Here is a 14,144-nt window from a genome sequence, read left to right as displayed (position 1 = left end):
TTCGTGCCGGACCATCATTTTGCAGGGGAACAGAATGATCCGTCTCAGCCGTCCATCCATCGTCATCGGCGCTGCCTGTCTTGGCGCAATTGCTCTCGGCCTTGTCAGCATTGTCTTTTCGGGCAACGGCAAGTCAGCAAGAGCGGCAGCCGCGCCGGTCAACACCGGCAGCTTCGAGCGAGAAGGCCTGAAGGTCGATTTCGCGATTGCTTCAGTCGCAAATGACGAAGGCCGCGTGATCGAGGGCGAGATGGCTCGTGTCTCTTTCACCATTACTGACGCGGAGACGGGTGAACCTGTGTCGGGGCTATACCCGGCCGCATGGGTTGATCCAATCAATGGCCGGGATGAATTGACCGCAGCCCAGTGCCGCCAGAAGGCCGGGCTCTACCTCAGCGGCTATATCGGCGTGCGCCCCATGGTAGATCTGAACAGCTATTACGTCGTCGTTCTGAACGATGACCCGACGATTGCGGTGATCGACCCGATCATCGGTGTGAAGGGCATCACCAAGCTGCTGACTCAGATCATCCTGCCGGCACGCGGCGCTGACTGGACACCATCGGCAGATCAGAAGCGCGTCTTCGTGGCCATGCCGGACACCAACTCCGTGGCCGTTGTCGATCTCGATACCTTCCGCCTCGAAACCACCATCAAGGTCGGTGACCACCCTGACCGGATCACTACGCAGCCGGACGGACGCTATGTCTGGGTCGGCCGCACGGGCGACAAGCCGGGTGTTTCTGTCATTGATACGACCACGCTGAAGCGCGTGGCCGATATCGAGACAGGGGATGGCCATCATGAGATCACCGTGACGGCGGACAATCGGTTTGCCTATGTCACCAACCGCAAGAGCCGCACGGTCAGTGTGATCGATGTGCGCGAGCTCAAGAAGATCGAGGATATCTCGCTTGATGGCGCACCGATCGCGGTTGCCTACTCACCGCTGGCAGAGGCGGTCTATGTCGCCGATGGCGTGAACGGGACCGTAACCGCCATCGATCCGGAAACACGCCAGCCCCGCGGGACGATCACGCTTGAAGCCGGTCTGGGCCCGATGAAGATCACGCCTGACGGACGCTATGGCTTCGTTACCAATGCCGCCAAGGATGCGGTCTTCATTTTCGACACGGCCACCAACGGGCTGGTCCACCGCGTGGCGATCGAGGGCAAACCCTTCCAGGTCGTCTTCTCGCGCAACTTCGCTTTCATCCGGGCGCTCGATACGCCGCGTGTCTCAATGATCAAGCTCACCCAGATTGGCGGACCGGAAGCACCGGCGGTTCTCGGTTACGCGGCGGGTGAACGCGCCCCGGCAGAGTCGCCGAGCCTGCTGCCCGCCGACATGTTTGCCCCGGCTGTGACCGAGGCGGCGACCCTGACGGTCAGCCCCGGCGACGCAACGGTCTACTACTATATGGAAGGCATGAACGCCCCGATGGGCAACTTCCGGAATTATGGCCACCGGCCGCTGGCTGCGCTTGTGGCCGACCGGACCATCAAGGAGGTCGCGCCTGGCGAATATGTCTCGCTGGTGAAGATGCCGGCTCCGGGTGAATTCGGGGTCATCATGACCATGGATTCCCCGCAGATCATCGAATGCTTCGGCTTTACCTCCGAACAGAACCCGCAGCTTGTTGCCGATGAGCTGCCGCTCCGGATCGCCTATGATACCCGCAGCGGCAAGCTTGTGGAGACCGGCCAGGATGTCAGCGTCCAGTTCACGCTGAGTGACACGGCCAAGGAAGGCGCGCCGTATACGGGTGATGATGTGACTGCAGTAACCTATCGGGCGCCGGGCGATGCGCGGCTCACACAGGCGGCCGAGCATCTCGGCAATGGGCGCTATCAGGTCAGGCTCACGCCGGGCAAGGCAGGGGTCTACTATGTCTATCCGGCCGTCCGCTCGAAGGGCCTCGGCTTCTCGAAGCTTCCATTCATTACCGTGATCGCGCGCGACGGCGCCGGTCCGGCCGCCGGGGGAGCCCGGTAAGGACGTAGCGGCAAGAGGAGGGGACCTATGCCGGCATATCTTTCGAAACTGGGTGCGGTGCTGCTTGCAGCCGGTGCCATGGCGGGAGTGGCGATAGCCGGTCCGAATGGTGACGGGATGCATGAAGATCATGATCCGCATGCCGCCCATAATGCGGCCATGCAGGATGATGGCGGCAAGGAAGTCACCTCTGCTGACGTGACGCTTCCCGACACGGCGATGTTCGACCAGACCGGCGCCGAACGCCGCATGGCAAGCGAGATTGTCGGTGACCGGATCGTAGTGATCGACTTCATTTTCACAAGCTGCACGACCATCTGCCCGGTCACGACGGCGCTGATGGCGCAAGCCGACAAGCGTCTGTCCGATGTCAGCGCGGATGACCTGGCGCTGGTTTCGGTGAGCATCGATCCGAATACCGATACACCGGCCCGTCTCACGGAATTCGCTGCAAGAGCCAAGGCGGACTGGACCTTTTTGACCGGCCAGAAGCGCATCATGGACGACGCGCTGGTCGCTATGGACGCCTATTCGACCAATCCGGAAGACCATGCCCCGATGATCATCATCGGCGATGCGTCCACCGGCAATTATGTCCGCGTCTTCGGCCTGCCGGACCCGGCGATGATCGAAACGCGTGTGCGCCATCTTCTCGAGATGCGCAGCAAGGCCGATGGCGGCCACTCTCATCATCACTAGGGACTGAGCTTAGAGACATGAAACACTTGGCACTCCTGATTTCCGCCGCCGGTCTCGCCCTGAGCCCGCTCGCCGCCTCCGCGCATTCCGATGAGGATCATTCCGGTCACGCCGCGAAGATAGAAACGTCTGAGACGAAGCATGTTGGCGAGGTGGGCGACCATGAAAAGGCCCGTGCCTATTTCACCGACACGGTTCTGAAAGATCACAATGGCAAGGATGTGCGCTTCTATTCGGATGTGCTGCAAGGCAAGACGGTGGTCGTCAGCTTCATTTTCACGAGCTGCACCGATGCCTGCCCGTTGATCAACCAGAACCTCCAGAAGGTTCAGGCCCGGCTTGGCGAGCGTATGGGCGAGGACATCGCCTTTGTGTCGATTTCGGTCGATCCGGAAACCGACACGCCTGAAAAGCTGAACGTGTACCGTCAGGATTTCGATGCGGGCGAGGGCTGGCTCTTCCTGACCGGCGATACGGCTGCTGTCGAGACGGTCAGCAGCAAGCTTGGCCAGGTTTTCGAGAAGGAAGCCCACCTGACCGCACTGCTGATCGGTAACACCGGTACGGCGCGCTGGCGCAAACTGCCAGCCTATCTTCCGGATAATGTCATTGCGGGCCAGATTATTGATATCGCCGATGACAATATCGGCTAGGCTTCCGGCTCTTTTTCTCGCTGGTTTCGGCATATGCGCCAGTGCGGGGGCGCAACTCAGTCCGGCTGAAGAGCGGGGGCGGGCAATCTACTTCGGTGAAGATGGGGCTGCACTGCAGGCGGCAACCGCAATGATCGGAGGCATGGACACCGAACTTCCCGCGTCGTCTTTTCCCTGTTCAAGCTGCCATGGCGAACGCGGGCAGGGACAGGCTGAACGCGGTGTCGCGCCGAGTGATCTTTCCCGGGACGCGCTGACCCGGCCCTACACCGTGAGTGCCGCGGCCGGACGTGTTCGTCCGCCTTATGACCGCGCCCTGTTCGAGCGCGCGATCACTCGGGGGGTGGATTCCGGCGGGACTGCACTCGCCGATGCGATGCCGCGCTTCAACCTGTCTCCCGCCGACGTGTCAGATCTCTGGGCGTTTCTCGACAAGCTGAAGGACGAAGCGGAACCCGGCTTGAATGAAGGCGAGGTTCGCATCGGCGTTGCCTTGCCCCTGTCGGGGCCGGCCTGGCGGACCGGCCAGTCAATGCGGGGCGTACTCGATGCGCTGAGGGCCGACCTGAATGCGGCGGGTGGCATCCATGGGCGTTCACTCGTCTTCATTCCGTATGACGAGGCTGGCGGAGAGCCGGTCCCGGATGAGGTTTTCGCCGTGCTCGGAGCGCAGAGGCCGGTGCCGGACGTACCGACCATTTCGGATTCGTTCGTCGCGGCGCCAGGGGCACTGGGATTCATGCTGACGGCAGGCGATACCGAGCAGATTGCCGCCTTGCGGGCCTTCGCCGTGACGCAGTTCGGCGCGACCAGCATTGCCGAGCTTGAGGCGTGCAATGAATCGTCAACGCCGGCGGAGGGCGTTACCCTTCTGCGGGATGCGAGCTGCGCCGAAGCGGGTGGCACGGCGGCCAGGCTGCTTGTGCCATTCCGGGTGTTCAGCCAGATATCGCCGGAGGTTCGTAAGGAGTGGCCGGCCTCCGTGTCGGTTGCCTTGCCGATCGCTGTCGATCGGATTTCCGAGGGTGCCCAGCGAGGCTTCGCGCGCGTGCGCTCAAGATCGCGGGTGCCTGGCATGGCACCGATCGCCGAAGCCAATATCTATTCATCTGCGGTGGTGGCCATCGAGGCCCTGATGCGGGCCGGACGCGGGGTCACGCGCAAACGTTTTACGGAACGGCTTGAATCAATCCAGGGTTTTGTTGGCGCCATGACGCCGCCTCTCAACTACTCGGCGAATGATCATGTTGGCTCCAATGGTGCATTCATTGTTTCCTATGATCCAGAGGCCGGGCAGCTGTCTTCGGCAGGGGTCTGGATAGATCCAACAGGCGAGGCGCACTGAAGCTTCTCGCCTCAAAGGATTGTTGCACTGCGTATTCAAGAAAATATCATTTTAATACAGTGTGTTGCAGTTCGAAAAAAAGTGAAGATTAACCAAGATTTATAATTGACGAATTCTTAATTGCCTGTAATCTTGGCATCAAACATGCAGCGGTGTGGGGACACGGCACGCCTGGATGGTCCGGGCAAGCATGTTACTTGTAATGGGGACACATATGAGGGGACGCTCCGCAGCCTTTGCGCTGTTTGCTGCCGCTGGTCTTGCGGCCGGCGCACAAGCATTCGCCCAGGAGTTGGTGTACACGCCGGTTAATCCATCTTTCGGCGGTGACAGTTTCAATTCATCTCATCTTATTGGCATCGCGAATGCGCAGAACGATTATGACGATCCGGATGGGAGGAGTTCCCGGGACAGTCAGGCCGATCAGTTCATCCGCCAGCTGCAAAGCCGTCTGCTTTCGTCGCTCGCCGGCGAGGTGAACGAAGCCATTTTCGGGGAGAACCCGCAGGACGAAGGCACCATCACCTTCGGTGACCAGATCATCGAGTTCGTTCGCGGGGTCGGATCTGTTCACCTCACCATCACCGACCTGTCGACGGGTACGGTCACGGAAATCGAAATCCCGCTTCTGAATGTTACCGACGGAAGCGATCCGGCCGGTTCCATTCTTGCTCCGACCCTCACTGGTAATTCGGAACAGGGCTCCATGCCTGTCGTGCCGAATACGTCCGGCGACCTGACAGGGTCGTCCCTTTATGAGGGCATGGGTGAAGGAAGCCTCACGCCAAGCGGGGGGATTTACTAAGATGGCACCCGTTTTCAAACTTGGCTCCGCCGTTGCGGCTGCCGTCATGATGCTCGCCGGTTGTTCCACAACCGCAGGCACGATGCAGAATTTCGCAACCGAACCAGCCGTCTCCGAGACGGTCACCGACACCCAGTCCTCGCTGCGGGCGCTTCCGCCGCCACGCGAACGGGCTGCCGTCGCTGTCTACAATTTCGAAGACCAGACCGGTCAGTTCAAACCGTCCTCCGGGGTCCAGACCCTGTCGAAGGCCGTGACGCAAGGGTCGACCTCGGTCCTGCTGAAAGCGCTTCAGGATGCCGGTAACCGCTCCTGGTTCACTGTCATCGAACGCGAAAATCTCGACAACCTCCTGAAGGAACGCCAGATTATCCGTGAGATGCGCCGTCAGTATCTTGGCGAGGAAGACGTCAACGAGGCCGCGCTTCCGCCGCTTCTGTTTGCAGGTATCATCCTCGAAGGCGGCATCATCGGCTATGATTCCAACACGATCACCGGTGGTGCAGGGGCGCGCTTCCTGGGTATCGGCGCGAAGACCGATTATCGGGAAGACAAGGTCACCGTCTATCTTCGCGCCGTCAGCGTGAAGACCGGTGAAGTGATCACCACGGTTGTCGCATCCAAGAAGATTGCCTCGATCGGCGTTGCCTCGAATGTCTTCCGCTTCGTGAGCTTCAAGGAACTTCTGGAAGTCGACACCGGCATCACGACCAATGAACCCGACCTGCTGGCCCTGCGCCAGGCAACGGAGAAGGCGGTTGAGCTGCTGATCCTCGAAGGGGCCGACCTCGGCATCTGGGGCTTCCACGACCAGGTCGCTGGCGCCGAGATCATCGAGCGCTACCGCGCCGAGCGTGATGGCGTCTTCGACACGATGGAGTCGGCCTATGCGGTGAAGGAAAAGCCCGTCCAGGAGGCTGCTCTCAGTGCGCCTGCATCTGAGCAGGCTCCCGAGCAGCGTCAGAAACAGCCGGTCGCGAAGGAGAAGATCTCGATGCAGGTCTCTCCGGCTTCGACGAAGTCCGAGCCTCTGGCAGTGGCTTCATACTCGCCAGAAGAACACTCAAACCGGCCTGCGATGGACCCCCATCGTGTGCCGGCCCGGAACACCGCGCAGACCATCTCCGCGGTACCAGCGGCCGTCCAGCCTGTCGCGCAAGGGGACGGCGGGACCAGGCAGACGGCCGCTGATTTTTATAATTACAACGCCGCGATTGGCAGCCTCCCGGCGCTGCATGGCGACGAATTTTCGATAACCGCTTTGGAAATGCGCCGCGTGGCGGATGCCGCGATGCGCAAAGCTGAAACGGAGTCGAATTTGGAGGGCGCATAATGCGTCGTTCAGGCCCGCCCAGGGGACATCGAACATATCGATTGGGCGGTTGGTGAAGGGGGCTCGTCAACGACGGGCTGAGCGAAGTCAAAGGAGTAAACTATGCGCAAACACCTTCTCATCGGGGCATCTCTTGCCCTGGTATTGAGTGCGCCAGCATTCGCCAGTGAGTCAGATATTGACCAAACTGGTACTGGCCACATTGCGGACGTCGACCAGACCGGTGGTCTGGGTGGCGAATCCGATATCGATCAGACGGGCTCGGACAATTATGCCGAAGTCACGCAGAGCGATGCTCTGGCTGCCGTGGGCGCAACGCTCAATGACAGCTTCATCACTCAGGGCGGCACTTACAACAATGCTGTCGTGAACCAGATGAGCCTCGGTACAGCGAGCGACGACGCCAACGTGTCGTCGATCGAACAGACCAACTCAGACGATACCGCCAATGTCACGCAGCTTGGCACGGGCAACTCATCCGACGTTGTTCAGAATGACACTGGCTGGGCTCTGGCCGTTGTCGACCAGAAGGGCATGGATAACGTCGCCGACATCGAGCAAGATGGCTATGACGGTACGGCCAAGGTCTTTCAGGGCAACGGCTCTGGCACGGAAGCCGGCAACGAAACCTACATCACGCAACAGGGCGACGGCACGTCGGCGACCGTCTACCAGGACGACTCGTCGAACTCGATGACCATCCAGCAGTATGGTGCCAACGACTCGATACTTGCTGATCAGTCGGGTGACTCGAACGTTGCCACGATCCTCCAGGATTCCACGGGCAGCCTGATCCTGGTCACGCAGGTGGCCGGCACTGAAGGCAACTTCGCGAACCTGGAGCAGACCGGTGCCACGGCATCCACGCTGAACGTCATCCAGGTCGGCTCCGGCAACGAAGTCGGCACCGAGTCGGAAGCGTTCCTGCAGGAAGCGAGCCGCTGGTCGGTCACGCTTGAGCAGTATGGCGACGATAACCGGATGACGGGCGACCAGGACGGCACGGACGTCACACTGGCGGCCCTTCAGGATGGTTTCCATAACAAGCTGGACGTTCACCAAGATGGTGCGGAATCGGACTTTGTGTCCAACCAGACTGGTGCTCACAACACGATCTGGGCTTACCAGACCGCGTATGATGGCAGTCTGGTCGACCTGAACCAGGATGGCGACACGAACTTCATGAACATTGTTCAGGAAGGGGATGCGCAAACCATGCTGGTCTCGCAAACGAGTGATATGAATGAAGCGTATCTGCGCCAGTACGGTGCGGATAACGTGATGGACCTGAAGCAGAACACCGGCAACCTGAACAACGCTACGCTTCTGCAGTATGGCAATCTCAACGAACTGCTGCTTGATCAGTCCGGCACAGGCAACAAGGCCTATGCCGATCAGGACGGTGAGCTCAATTCCACCGATATCGATCAGCTCGGCACCGAAAACGATGCCTGGGTCGATCAGTCCGGCTGGGAGAACGAGATATCCATCCTGCAAGTGAGCGGTGACGCCAAGGCAACCGTTCATCAGGGGGGTGGGTCTTATAACACCGTCAGCATCGTTCAGGGGTCGCTTGGCGCCGTGTCCTACGTCACGCAGGACGGCTCCAGCAACACCGCCACGGTCACCCAGTAAAGCAAGGAGACAACCGGTTCCTGCCTGAGGCGGGAACCGGGTAACCTCGAAAGGATCTGAATTATGAGAGCACTCCTTGTCTCAGCCGTGTCTGTAGCTGCGCTTGCAGCGCCCGCCATGGCACAAGGCTCGGAACCCCTGCCGGACTATGAACCTTCGGCAGCTTACGAGAATACCGCAATGATCGAACAGATCGGCACCGCCAACAGCGCGATTGTCGATCAGACCTGGGGCAACCTGCTGAATGGACAGGCGCTGGCAGAGGTCACCCAGAATGGCGTTGCCAACATCGCTGATGTAAAGCAGACCAGTCTGACGATTGCGAACAACGGTTATGGCAATACCCTGAAGCTTACCCAGGGTGGCAACGCCGGTAGCAATGGTGGCGATGGCAACAATGCCGTTGTCCGTCAGGCCTTTGAAGGGGCCGCTTCTGGTAACCGTAACCGCGTTACGATCCGTCAATTCACGGACTTGGCAGATGCGCGCGTTCGTCAACGTGGCACGGGCAACTTCGCCCGCGCCCTCCAGCGCCGCAACTCGACAGAGGCGTTTGTCAAGATCGACCAGGGCGGCGATGATCACTGGGCGGCTGTCGACCAGCGTGCCGATTATGGCGCAGTCCGCATCTTTCAGGGCGAGTTCGTTCCGATCAACTCGCCGGCGGCTTTCCCGTCCATTGGCAACATTGCCGATGTCAAATCCGACGGTACCAATCCGTGGATTCGCATCGACCAGTTCGGCGGCTTCAACGCTGCCTATGTCACGGAAAACGGGATTGATGGCCGGGTGAAGATCGATACGGACGGCTTCTTCAATACCGCTGACGTGTATCAGTACGGCACCGCCGGTGACGTCAACATCGAGCAGAACCTGTCAAACCTGTTCGGTGGTGACAATATGGCGATGGTCACACAGGAAGCCAGCGACTTCTCCAGCGAGGTCCTTATCCAGCAGGAAGGTTTTGGGGGCTACTCCGAAATCACCCAGAAGGATGATCTTGGCGCTGGCGGCGACAATCTGGCCACGAACATCCAGACAGTCGACTCGAACATGGCGACCTCCAGCATCGTGCAGGATGGTGCCAGCCATGTCGCCTATGTCCATCAGGCAAGTGCCGGTGCGACGTCCACCTTGGCTCAGGCTGGCGCTGGCCTCACCGCCAACGTCGCTCAGTAAGGGGATGCCTATGACCGCAGCGATCCAGGGTGTTATCCGCTTCGCTGCGGTTGCCATTTCGGCCTGGGCTGTCTCGGGGGCTGTCGCTCTCGCAGACGGCTCGTCCGAATATGAGTCACTCAACAGTGACCCACTGGAGGCCATGTTTGGCGGCAACAGCGATGTCGATGCTAGCGAAATCGAGCTGGGATCCGGCAACAATGTTGTCGTCGTCCAGAAAGGTACAACGGGCAACCGCATCGAGATCGATCAGTCGGGTGCCGGCAATCTCGTCATTGCTGCCCAGACATCGCTTCACACGGACAACCGTGCTGAAATCGTCCAGTCGGGTGAGTCCAACGCGTCGGTCCTCGCCCAGTATGGCAGCGACAATGAGTATGAGTTGCTCCAGACCGGTAACCACAATGTTTCGGCGGCCGCCCAGTTTGGTGACAATAACCGCTTCGAGCACGTACAGAACGGCGACAATCTCGGTTTTGCCGTGACACAGTATGGGAATTCCACCATCAAGGTCACGCAGTCCGGTGGTTACTAGGAAAGCAGACAGAATGCGCCTGCTCTTGATTGCTTCAGTCTTTGCCGCTGCGGGATTTATCCCGGCGATGGCGGACAGCAGCGCTTCTATCGGTCAGCTTGGTGTCAATGATGATGAGACCGGTAAGCGCAGCAACGCAAACCTGAACCAGATCGGTGTGCGGACGGTCGACTCTGGCGGTCTGGTCGATCAGATCGATCCAGAAGATGCTGCAGACCGCGACGATATTGATGAGAGCCACGTCAGCGAGATTCTTCCTGCAGAGTTCGATGGCCAGTGCGCGCTATCGCCGAGCCAGGAAGCCATCATGGATTACCTCAAGGCTGAGGGCCAGGTATTCGAGGACAATTGCGCCGTCATCGCCTGGCTCAATGAGAAGAATGCTGACGATCCGAGTGAACGCGATCTTTTCAATGTAATTTTTGGACCGGAAGCTGAACGCCAGCAGAAGGCGGAAGTGGAACGCCTTGAGGCTGAGCGAGCCAGGGCTGAGGCGCGCGCCCAGATGCTCGAAGCCATGATGAATGGCGGTCCGCCACAATAACCTGACTGCCCCTGCCTGACCCTATGTCAGCATGGACAGTCTCGCCAGCTCTCCCCTAGACCGGGAACCAAGGTGACGGGAGTAGCAGGAGACCATAGTGGGCCAGACCGGAACAATGCGCGCCCTGCGCGTGGAGGCGCTGGGCGAAAATTTCGAAGGCTGTGCCGTTCGCGATGTCCCGGTGCCCGAGCCGTCCGAAGGCGAAATACTGCTGCGGATACGCGCTGGCAGTCTCGGTTTTCCCGACCTTCTGATGACGCGCGGCGGCTACCAGCACAAGCCTGAGCTTCCGTTTACGCCCGGGGGCGATGTGGCCGGCGAAGTGGCTGCGGTCGGACCCGGTGTGACGGAGTTTGCGGTCGGAGACCGTGTGGTGACAGGCGGCCTTGGCGGAGCGTTCGCCGAATATGGCGTCTACCCCGCAAGCCGGGCGCGCAAGATCCCGGACCATCTCGGTTTTGCCGAAGCCGCGGCGGTCGGGTCGGCCTATTTGACGGCCTATGTTTCGCTGGTCCGCCGGGCCAACCTGCAACCGGGCGAGTGGTTGCTCGTGCATGGCGCGGCCGGCGGTGTGGGGCTGGCCGCAGTCGATCTCGGCAAGCATCTGGGCGCCAAAGTCATCGCGACGGCCTCCACGGATGAAAAGCTGGAGCGTATCCGAGAGGCTTATCAGCCCGAGGCACTGATCAATGTCACGGAGGGCTTTCGGGAGAAGGTGAAAGAAATCACAGGCGGCGGCGCCGACGTCATTTACGATCCTGTCGGTGGGGATGTCTTCGATGAGAGTGTGCGGTGCATCGCCTTTGATGGCCGCCTGCTTGTGATCGGTTTTGCGTCCGGACGCATCCCCGAAATCGGGGTTAACATGCCGCTGATCAAAGGTTTCTCTGTGGTCGGCGTACGGGCAGGCGAATATGGCCGCCGCTTTCCGCAGAAAGGCCGCGAGAACATAGAGGCGGTATGGGACCTCGTCGCCCGGCGTGCTGTCCGCCCGCACGTTCATGGTATCTATAGCCTGGATGACTGGCGCGAAGCGTTTGCAGAAATGGAAGAACGTCGCGTGGTCGGACGGGTGATTATCGATCCGTCGCAGTGACGTCGTGGCCGTAGATCCAGTCCTGCCGTGAACGCACGAAGCCGGGCAGGGTCTGGCCAGCAATCCACATTGGCCCATAGGTCGCCAGCCGCATCAGCGGATTGCGCCGGTGGAAGGTCGTCATGTTTGCGCGTGAGGCATTCTGCACGCGAGTTGCGCGTGACCAACGAAGGGCGGCATAGCGTGCCAGACCAGCCTCCACTGTGGCTGCCTGGCCGACTTCGCGGGCGAGAACCCACCCATCCTCGATCGCCATCGCGGCGCCCTGCGCCATAAAGGGCAGCATCGGATGGCAGGCGTCGCCAAGGAGCGCGACAGCGCCTTCATGCCACCGGGGCAACGGATTACGGCCGAACAGGGCCCAGCGGAAATGGGTGTCGGCCTTGTCGATGATTTCCGTGACTTGAGGCACCCATCCTTCAAAGTCTGCCAGCGCGTTTTCGCGCGCGCCTTCTTCGCTCCAGCCTTCACCCTGCCAGTCGGTGCGCTCGACCACGCCGACAAGATTAGCAAGTTTGCCGCCGCGCAGCCGGTAGGTCACCGCATGCCGGCCCCGTCCGGCCCAGACGCAGGCGGTCGGTGGCGGTGGAGTCGAAAGCTTGTCCATCTCCACGACCATGCGCCAGGCGAGATTGCCGGTGAAGCGCGGCCTGTCTGGCCCCAGCATCTGCGTGCGCAGCATGGAGCGTATGCCGTCGGCGCCGATGATCAGGTCTGCAGCCAGGGGCTCTCCGGAAGCCAGGCGAAGTTCCGCCCCCTGGTCTTTCAGTTCGTAGGATGACACCTCCGCCCCCAGGCTGATGACGGCGTTCGGGTCTGAACGGACCGCCTGCTCCAGCACGCCAAGAAGGTCGGCGCGGTGGATATGCAGGTAAGGGGCGCCCCAGCGCTTACGGGCGGCTTCGCCAGCCGGAATGCTGAAGACACGCCGGCCAGACTGGCCAAGGCGGAGTTCCAATGCCTCCGGCTCAAAGGCGACCGTACGGATCGCTTCCGACAGTCCCAGCGCATCGATCACCTTCATTGCATTGGGGCTGAGCTGCAGGCCTGCGCCAACCTCTTGCAGGGCAGGGGCCGCTTCGAGGACATGAACGCTCCAGCCATTGCGAAGCAGGCAGAGTGCCGCCGTCAGGCCACCGATGCCTCCGCCTGCTATCAGGGCTTTCCGCTGTCTCATCACCGGCGTCTTGTTTGCGTTTCCATACCCCTCTTATTGCAGGCAAAGCCCCTAACAGGGCGTAGACGGATTGTCGCGAAGTCCAAGGATAGCACCTTGCCGATGAACCCTTTCCGCGACATGCTGCGGACAGCTTGGGAGGGCAAATCATGATTTATCTGCTGGCTGGCCTGCTGATCTTCTTCGGAAGCCATCTGTTTGCGACGTTCCGGTCTCACGCGCCTGAGCGGGATATCCGGCGCAGAATGGGAGAGGGGCCATATATGGGCCTCTTCAGCCTCGCGGCGATCGCCGGGCTTGTGCTGATTGTGATCGGCTATGGGGCGATGCGGCCGGCCATGGTGGTCTGGTCACCGCCGGTCGGACTGAAGCACCTCAATGTGCTGCTCCAGCTGATCGCATTCGTCATCCTGTTTTCGGCCTACGTCCCGACCGGATATATCAAGAAAACGATGAAGCATCCGATGCTTGTCGGTGTGAAGGTCTGGGCCGCCGGTCACCTGCTGGCAAATGGCGAACTCAACTCGATCATCCTGTTCGGTTCTTTCCTCGCTTATGCCGTGATTGACCGGATCGTCCTGAAGAAGCGCGGCGATAATGGTCCGCCAGCGGATGTCCAGCCGAACATCATGGGGGACATTCTGGCTGTCGTGATTGGCGGCGGCTTCTGGGCGGCCATGCTGTTCTGGCTGCACCCGATCCTGTTCGGAGTGCCGGCCCTGCCAGTCTGACGGTTCAGCGACGCGCGCTCCATGCCGACAGGAAGGGTGCGATCGCCATCAGGGCGAGGGCGTATGGAAAGAGGGCGCCCTGAGCCAGGTTGAAGGTTGCCAGATAGTCTTCGAGGCTCATGCCAAGGAAGCCGAGGGCGAAAGCGCTTTCGATAGCCAGCAGCACGCCGACGCCGCCAACACCGAACAGGAGAGCGGCGGAAGGCCGGCTTCCTTTCAGGCGCGCCAGCCACCATCCGAATACAACGATGCAGCCGGTTACCAGCGGAAATTCCAACAGGTGGCCGGTACGCTCACCAAACCGGGGAATAAACACCAGTTCCCTCAGCACACCGAAAGTGAAACCGATCGCAAACGCACCGAGACCGTACAGGGCTGCATTAAGCAGAAGGCGGGAGGAGGAAGACATCACGGCG

Annotated in this window: 14 protein-coding genes; 12 read left to right on the top strand and 2 right to left on the bottom strand. The window is 60.5% G+C overall.

Going from position 1 to position 14,144, the window contains the following annotated elements; all coding sequences use genetic code 11:
- Positions 1 to 34 precede the first annotated feature (34 nt).
- From Q1K29_RS07200 to Q1K29_RS07150, 11 genes are all read left to right on the top strand, one after another.
- On the top strand, positions 35 to 1,996 hold the full coding sequence (locus tag Q1K29_RS07200) for a YncE family protein (protein WP_300392644.1): 1,962 nt from the start codon (positions 35 to 37) through the stop codon (positions 1,994 to 1,996).
- Between the two features lie 27 nt (positions 1,997 to 2,023).
- Positions 2,024 to 2,695: an SCO family protein gene (locus tag Q1K29_RS07195; RefSeq protein ID WP_300392641.1), complete on the top strand. Its 672-nt coding sequence runs from the start codon at positions 2,024 to 2,026 to the stop codon at positions 2,693 to 2,695.
- Between the two features lie 17 nt (positions 2,696 to 2,712).
- Positions 2,713 to 3,348 (top strand): SCO family protein, encoded by a 636-nt coding sequence (locus Q1K29_RS07190; protein WP_300392639.1) that lies wholly within the window; start codon positions 2,713 to 2,715, stop codon positions 3,346 to 3,348.
- A gap of 142 nt (positions 3,349 to 3,490) precedes the next feature.
- A complete protein-coding gene (locus Q1K29_RS07185) occupies positions 3,491 to 4,693 on the top strand; it encodes an ABC transporter substrate-binding protein (RefSeq protein ID WP_300392637.1) in 1,203 nt (400 codons plus the stop codon).
- Positions 4,694 to 4,907: 214 nt separating this feature from the next.
- Entirely contained in the window at positions 4,908 to 5,498 is a 591-nt protein-coding gene (locus Q1K29_RS07180) for a curli assembly protein CsgF (RefSeq protein ID WP_300392635.1), read from the top strand.
- Between the two features lies 1 nt (position 5,499).
- A complete protein-coding gene (locus Q1K29_RS07175; RefSeq protein WP_300392632.1) occupies positions 5,500 to 6,831 on the top strand; it encodes a CsgG/HfaB family protein in 1,332 nt (443 codons plus the stop codon).
- A gap of 102 nt (positions 6,832 to 6,933) precedes the next feature.
- On the top strand, positions 6,934 to 8,466 hold the full coding sequence (locus Q1K29_RS07170) for a hypothetical protein (RefSeq protein WP_300392629.1): 1,533 nt from the start codon (positions 6,934 to 6,936) through the stop codon (positions 8,464 to 8,466).
- Between the two features lie 63 nt (positions 8,467 to 8,529).
- Positions 8,530 to 9,645, top strand: a complete 1,116-nt coding sequence (locus Q1K29_RS07165; RefSeq protein WP_300392626.1) for a hypothetical protein — start codon at positions 8,530 to 8,532, stop codon at positions 9,643 to 9,645.
- A gap of 10 nt (positions 9,646 to 9,655) precedes the next feature.
- The gene (locus tag Q1K29_RS07160) at positions 9,656 to 10,180 is read left to right on the top strand and encodes a hypothetical protein (protein ID WP_300392624.1); all 525 of its coding nucleotides are present in this window, start codon (positions 9,656 to 9,658) and stop codon (positions 10,178 to 10,180) included.
- Between the two features lie 13 nt (positions 10,181 to 10,193).
- Positions 10,194 to 10,724, top strand: coding sequence for a hypothetical protein (locus Q1K29_RS07155; protein WP_300392620.1), 531 nt, complete (start codon positions 10,194 to 10,196; stop codon positions 10,722 to 10,724).
- 115 nt (positions 10,725 to 10,839) lie between these two features.
- Entirely contained in the window at positions 10,840 to 11,820 is a 981-nt protein-coding gene (locus tag Q1K29_RS07150; RefSeq protein ID WP_366524177.1) for an NADPH:quinone oxidoreductase family protein, read from the top strand.
- Here Q1K29_RS07150 and Q1K29_RS07145 read toward each other — a convergent pair.
- Entirely contained in the window at positions 11,801 to 12,997 is a 1,197-nt protein-coding gene (locus tag Q1K29_RS07145; RefSeq protein WP_300392614.1) for an FAD-dependent monooxygenase, read from the bottom strand. The two genes, Q1K29_RS07150 and Q1K29_RS07145, sit on opposite strands and share 20 nt — an antisense overlap.
- A 149-nt stretch (positions 12,998 to 13,146) precedes the next feature.
- Here Q1K29_RS07145 and Q1K29_RS07140 point away from each other — a divergent pair, with 149 nt between their 5' ends.
- Entirely contained in the window at positions 13,147 to 13,728 is a 582-nt protein-coding gene (locus Q1K29_RS07140) for an NnrU family protein (protein WP_300392610.1), read from the top strand.
- Positions 13,729 to 13,732: 4 nt separating this feature from the next.
- Here Q1K29_RS07140 and Q1K29_RS07135 read toward each other — a convergent pair whose 3' ends face one another.
- Positions 13,733 to 14,137, bottom strand: coding sequence for a hypothetical protein (locus Q1K29_RS07135; protein WP_300392607.1), 405 nt, complete (start codon positions 14,135 to 14,137; stop codon positions 13,733 to 13,735).
- Positions 14,138 to 14,144 lie beyond the last annotated feature (7 nt).

The sequence above is a fragment of the Henriciella sp. genome (assembly GCF_029937755.1).
GTDB lineage: Bacteria > Pseudomonadota > Alphaproteobacteria > Caulobacterales > Hyphomonadaceae > Henriciella.
This window is presented reverse-complemented; position numbering and strand designations above follow the sequence as displayed.

Coding starts and splice junctions, on each gene's coding strand:
- Q1K29_RS07145 (WP_300392614.1), bottom strand. CDS start 12,997: ATGAGACAGCGGAAAGCCCTGATAGCAGGCGGAGGCATCGGTGGCCTG.
- Q1K29_RS07155 (WP_300392620.1), top strand. CDS start 10,194: ATGCGCCTGCTCTTGATTGCTTCAGTCTTTGCCGCTGCGGGATTTATC.
- Q1K29_RS07180 (WP_300392635.1), top strand. CDS start 4,908: ATGAGGGGACGCTCCGCAGCCTTTGCGCTGTTTGCTGCCGCTGGTCTT.
- Q1K29_RS07150 (WP_366524177.1), top strand. CDS start 10,840: ATGCGCGCCCTGCGCGTGGAGGCGCTGGGCGAAAATTTCGAAGGCTGT.
- Q1K29_RS07190 (WP_300392639.1), top strand. CDS start 2,713: ATGAAACACTTGGCACTCCTGATTTCCGCCGCCGGTCTCGCCCTGAGC.
- Q1K29_RS07185 (WP_300392637.1), top strand. CDS start 3,491: ATGGACACCGAACTTCCCGCGTCGTCTTTTCCCTGTTCAAGCTGCCAT.
- Q1K29_RS07195 (WP_300392641.1), top strand. CDS start 2,024: ATGCCGGCATATCTTTCGAAACTGGGTGCGGTGCTGCTTGCAGCCGGT.
- Q1K29_RS07165 (WP_300392626.1), top strand. CDS start 8,530: ATGAGAGCACTCCTTGTCTCAGCCGTGTCTGTAGCTGCGCTTGCAGCG.
- Q1K29_RS07160 (WP_300392624.1), top strand. CDS start 9,656: ATGACCGCAGCGATCCAGGGTGTTATCCGCTTCGCTGCGGTTGCCATT.
- Q1K29_RS07200 (WP_300392644.1), top strand. CDS start 35: ATGATCCGTCTCAGCCGTCCATCCATCGTCATCGGCGCTGCCTGTCTT.
- Q1K29_RS07135 (WP_300392607.1), bottom strand. CDS start 14,137: ATGTCTTCCTCCTCCCGCCTTCTGCTTAATGCAGCCCTGTACGGTCTC.
- Q1K29_RS07140 (WP_300392610.1), top strand. CDS start 13,147: ATGATTTATCTGCTGGCTGGCCTGCTGATCTTCTTCGGAAGCCATCTG.
- Q1K29_RS07175 (WP_300392632.1), top strand. CDS start 5,500: ATGGCACCCGTTTTCAAACTTGGCTCCGCCGTTGCGGCTGCCGTCATG.
- Q1K29_RS07170 (WP_300392629.1), top strand. CDS start 6,934: ATGCGCAAACACCTTCTCATCGGGGCATCTCTTGCCCTGGTATTGAGT.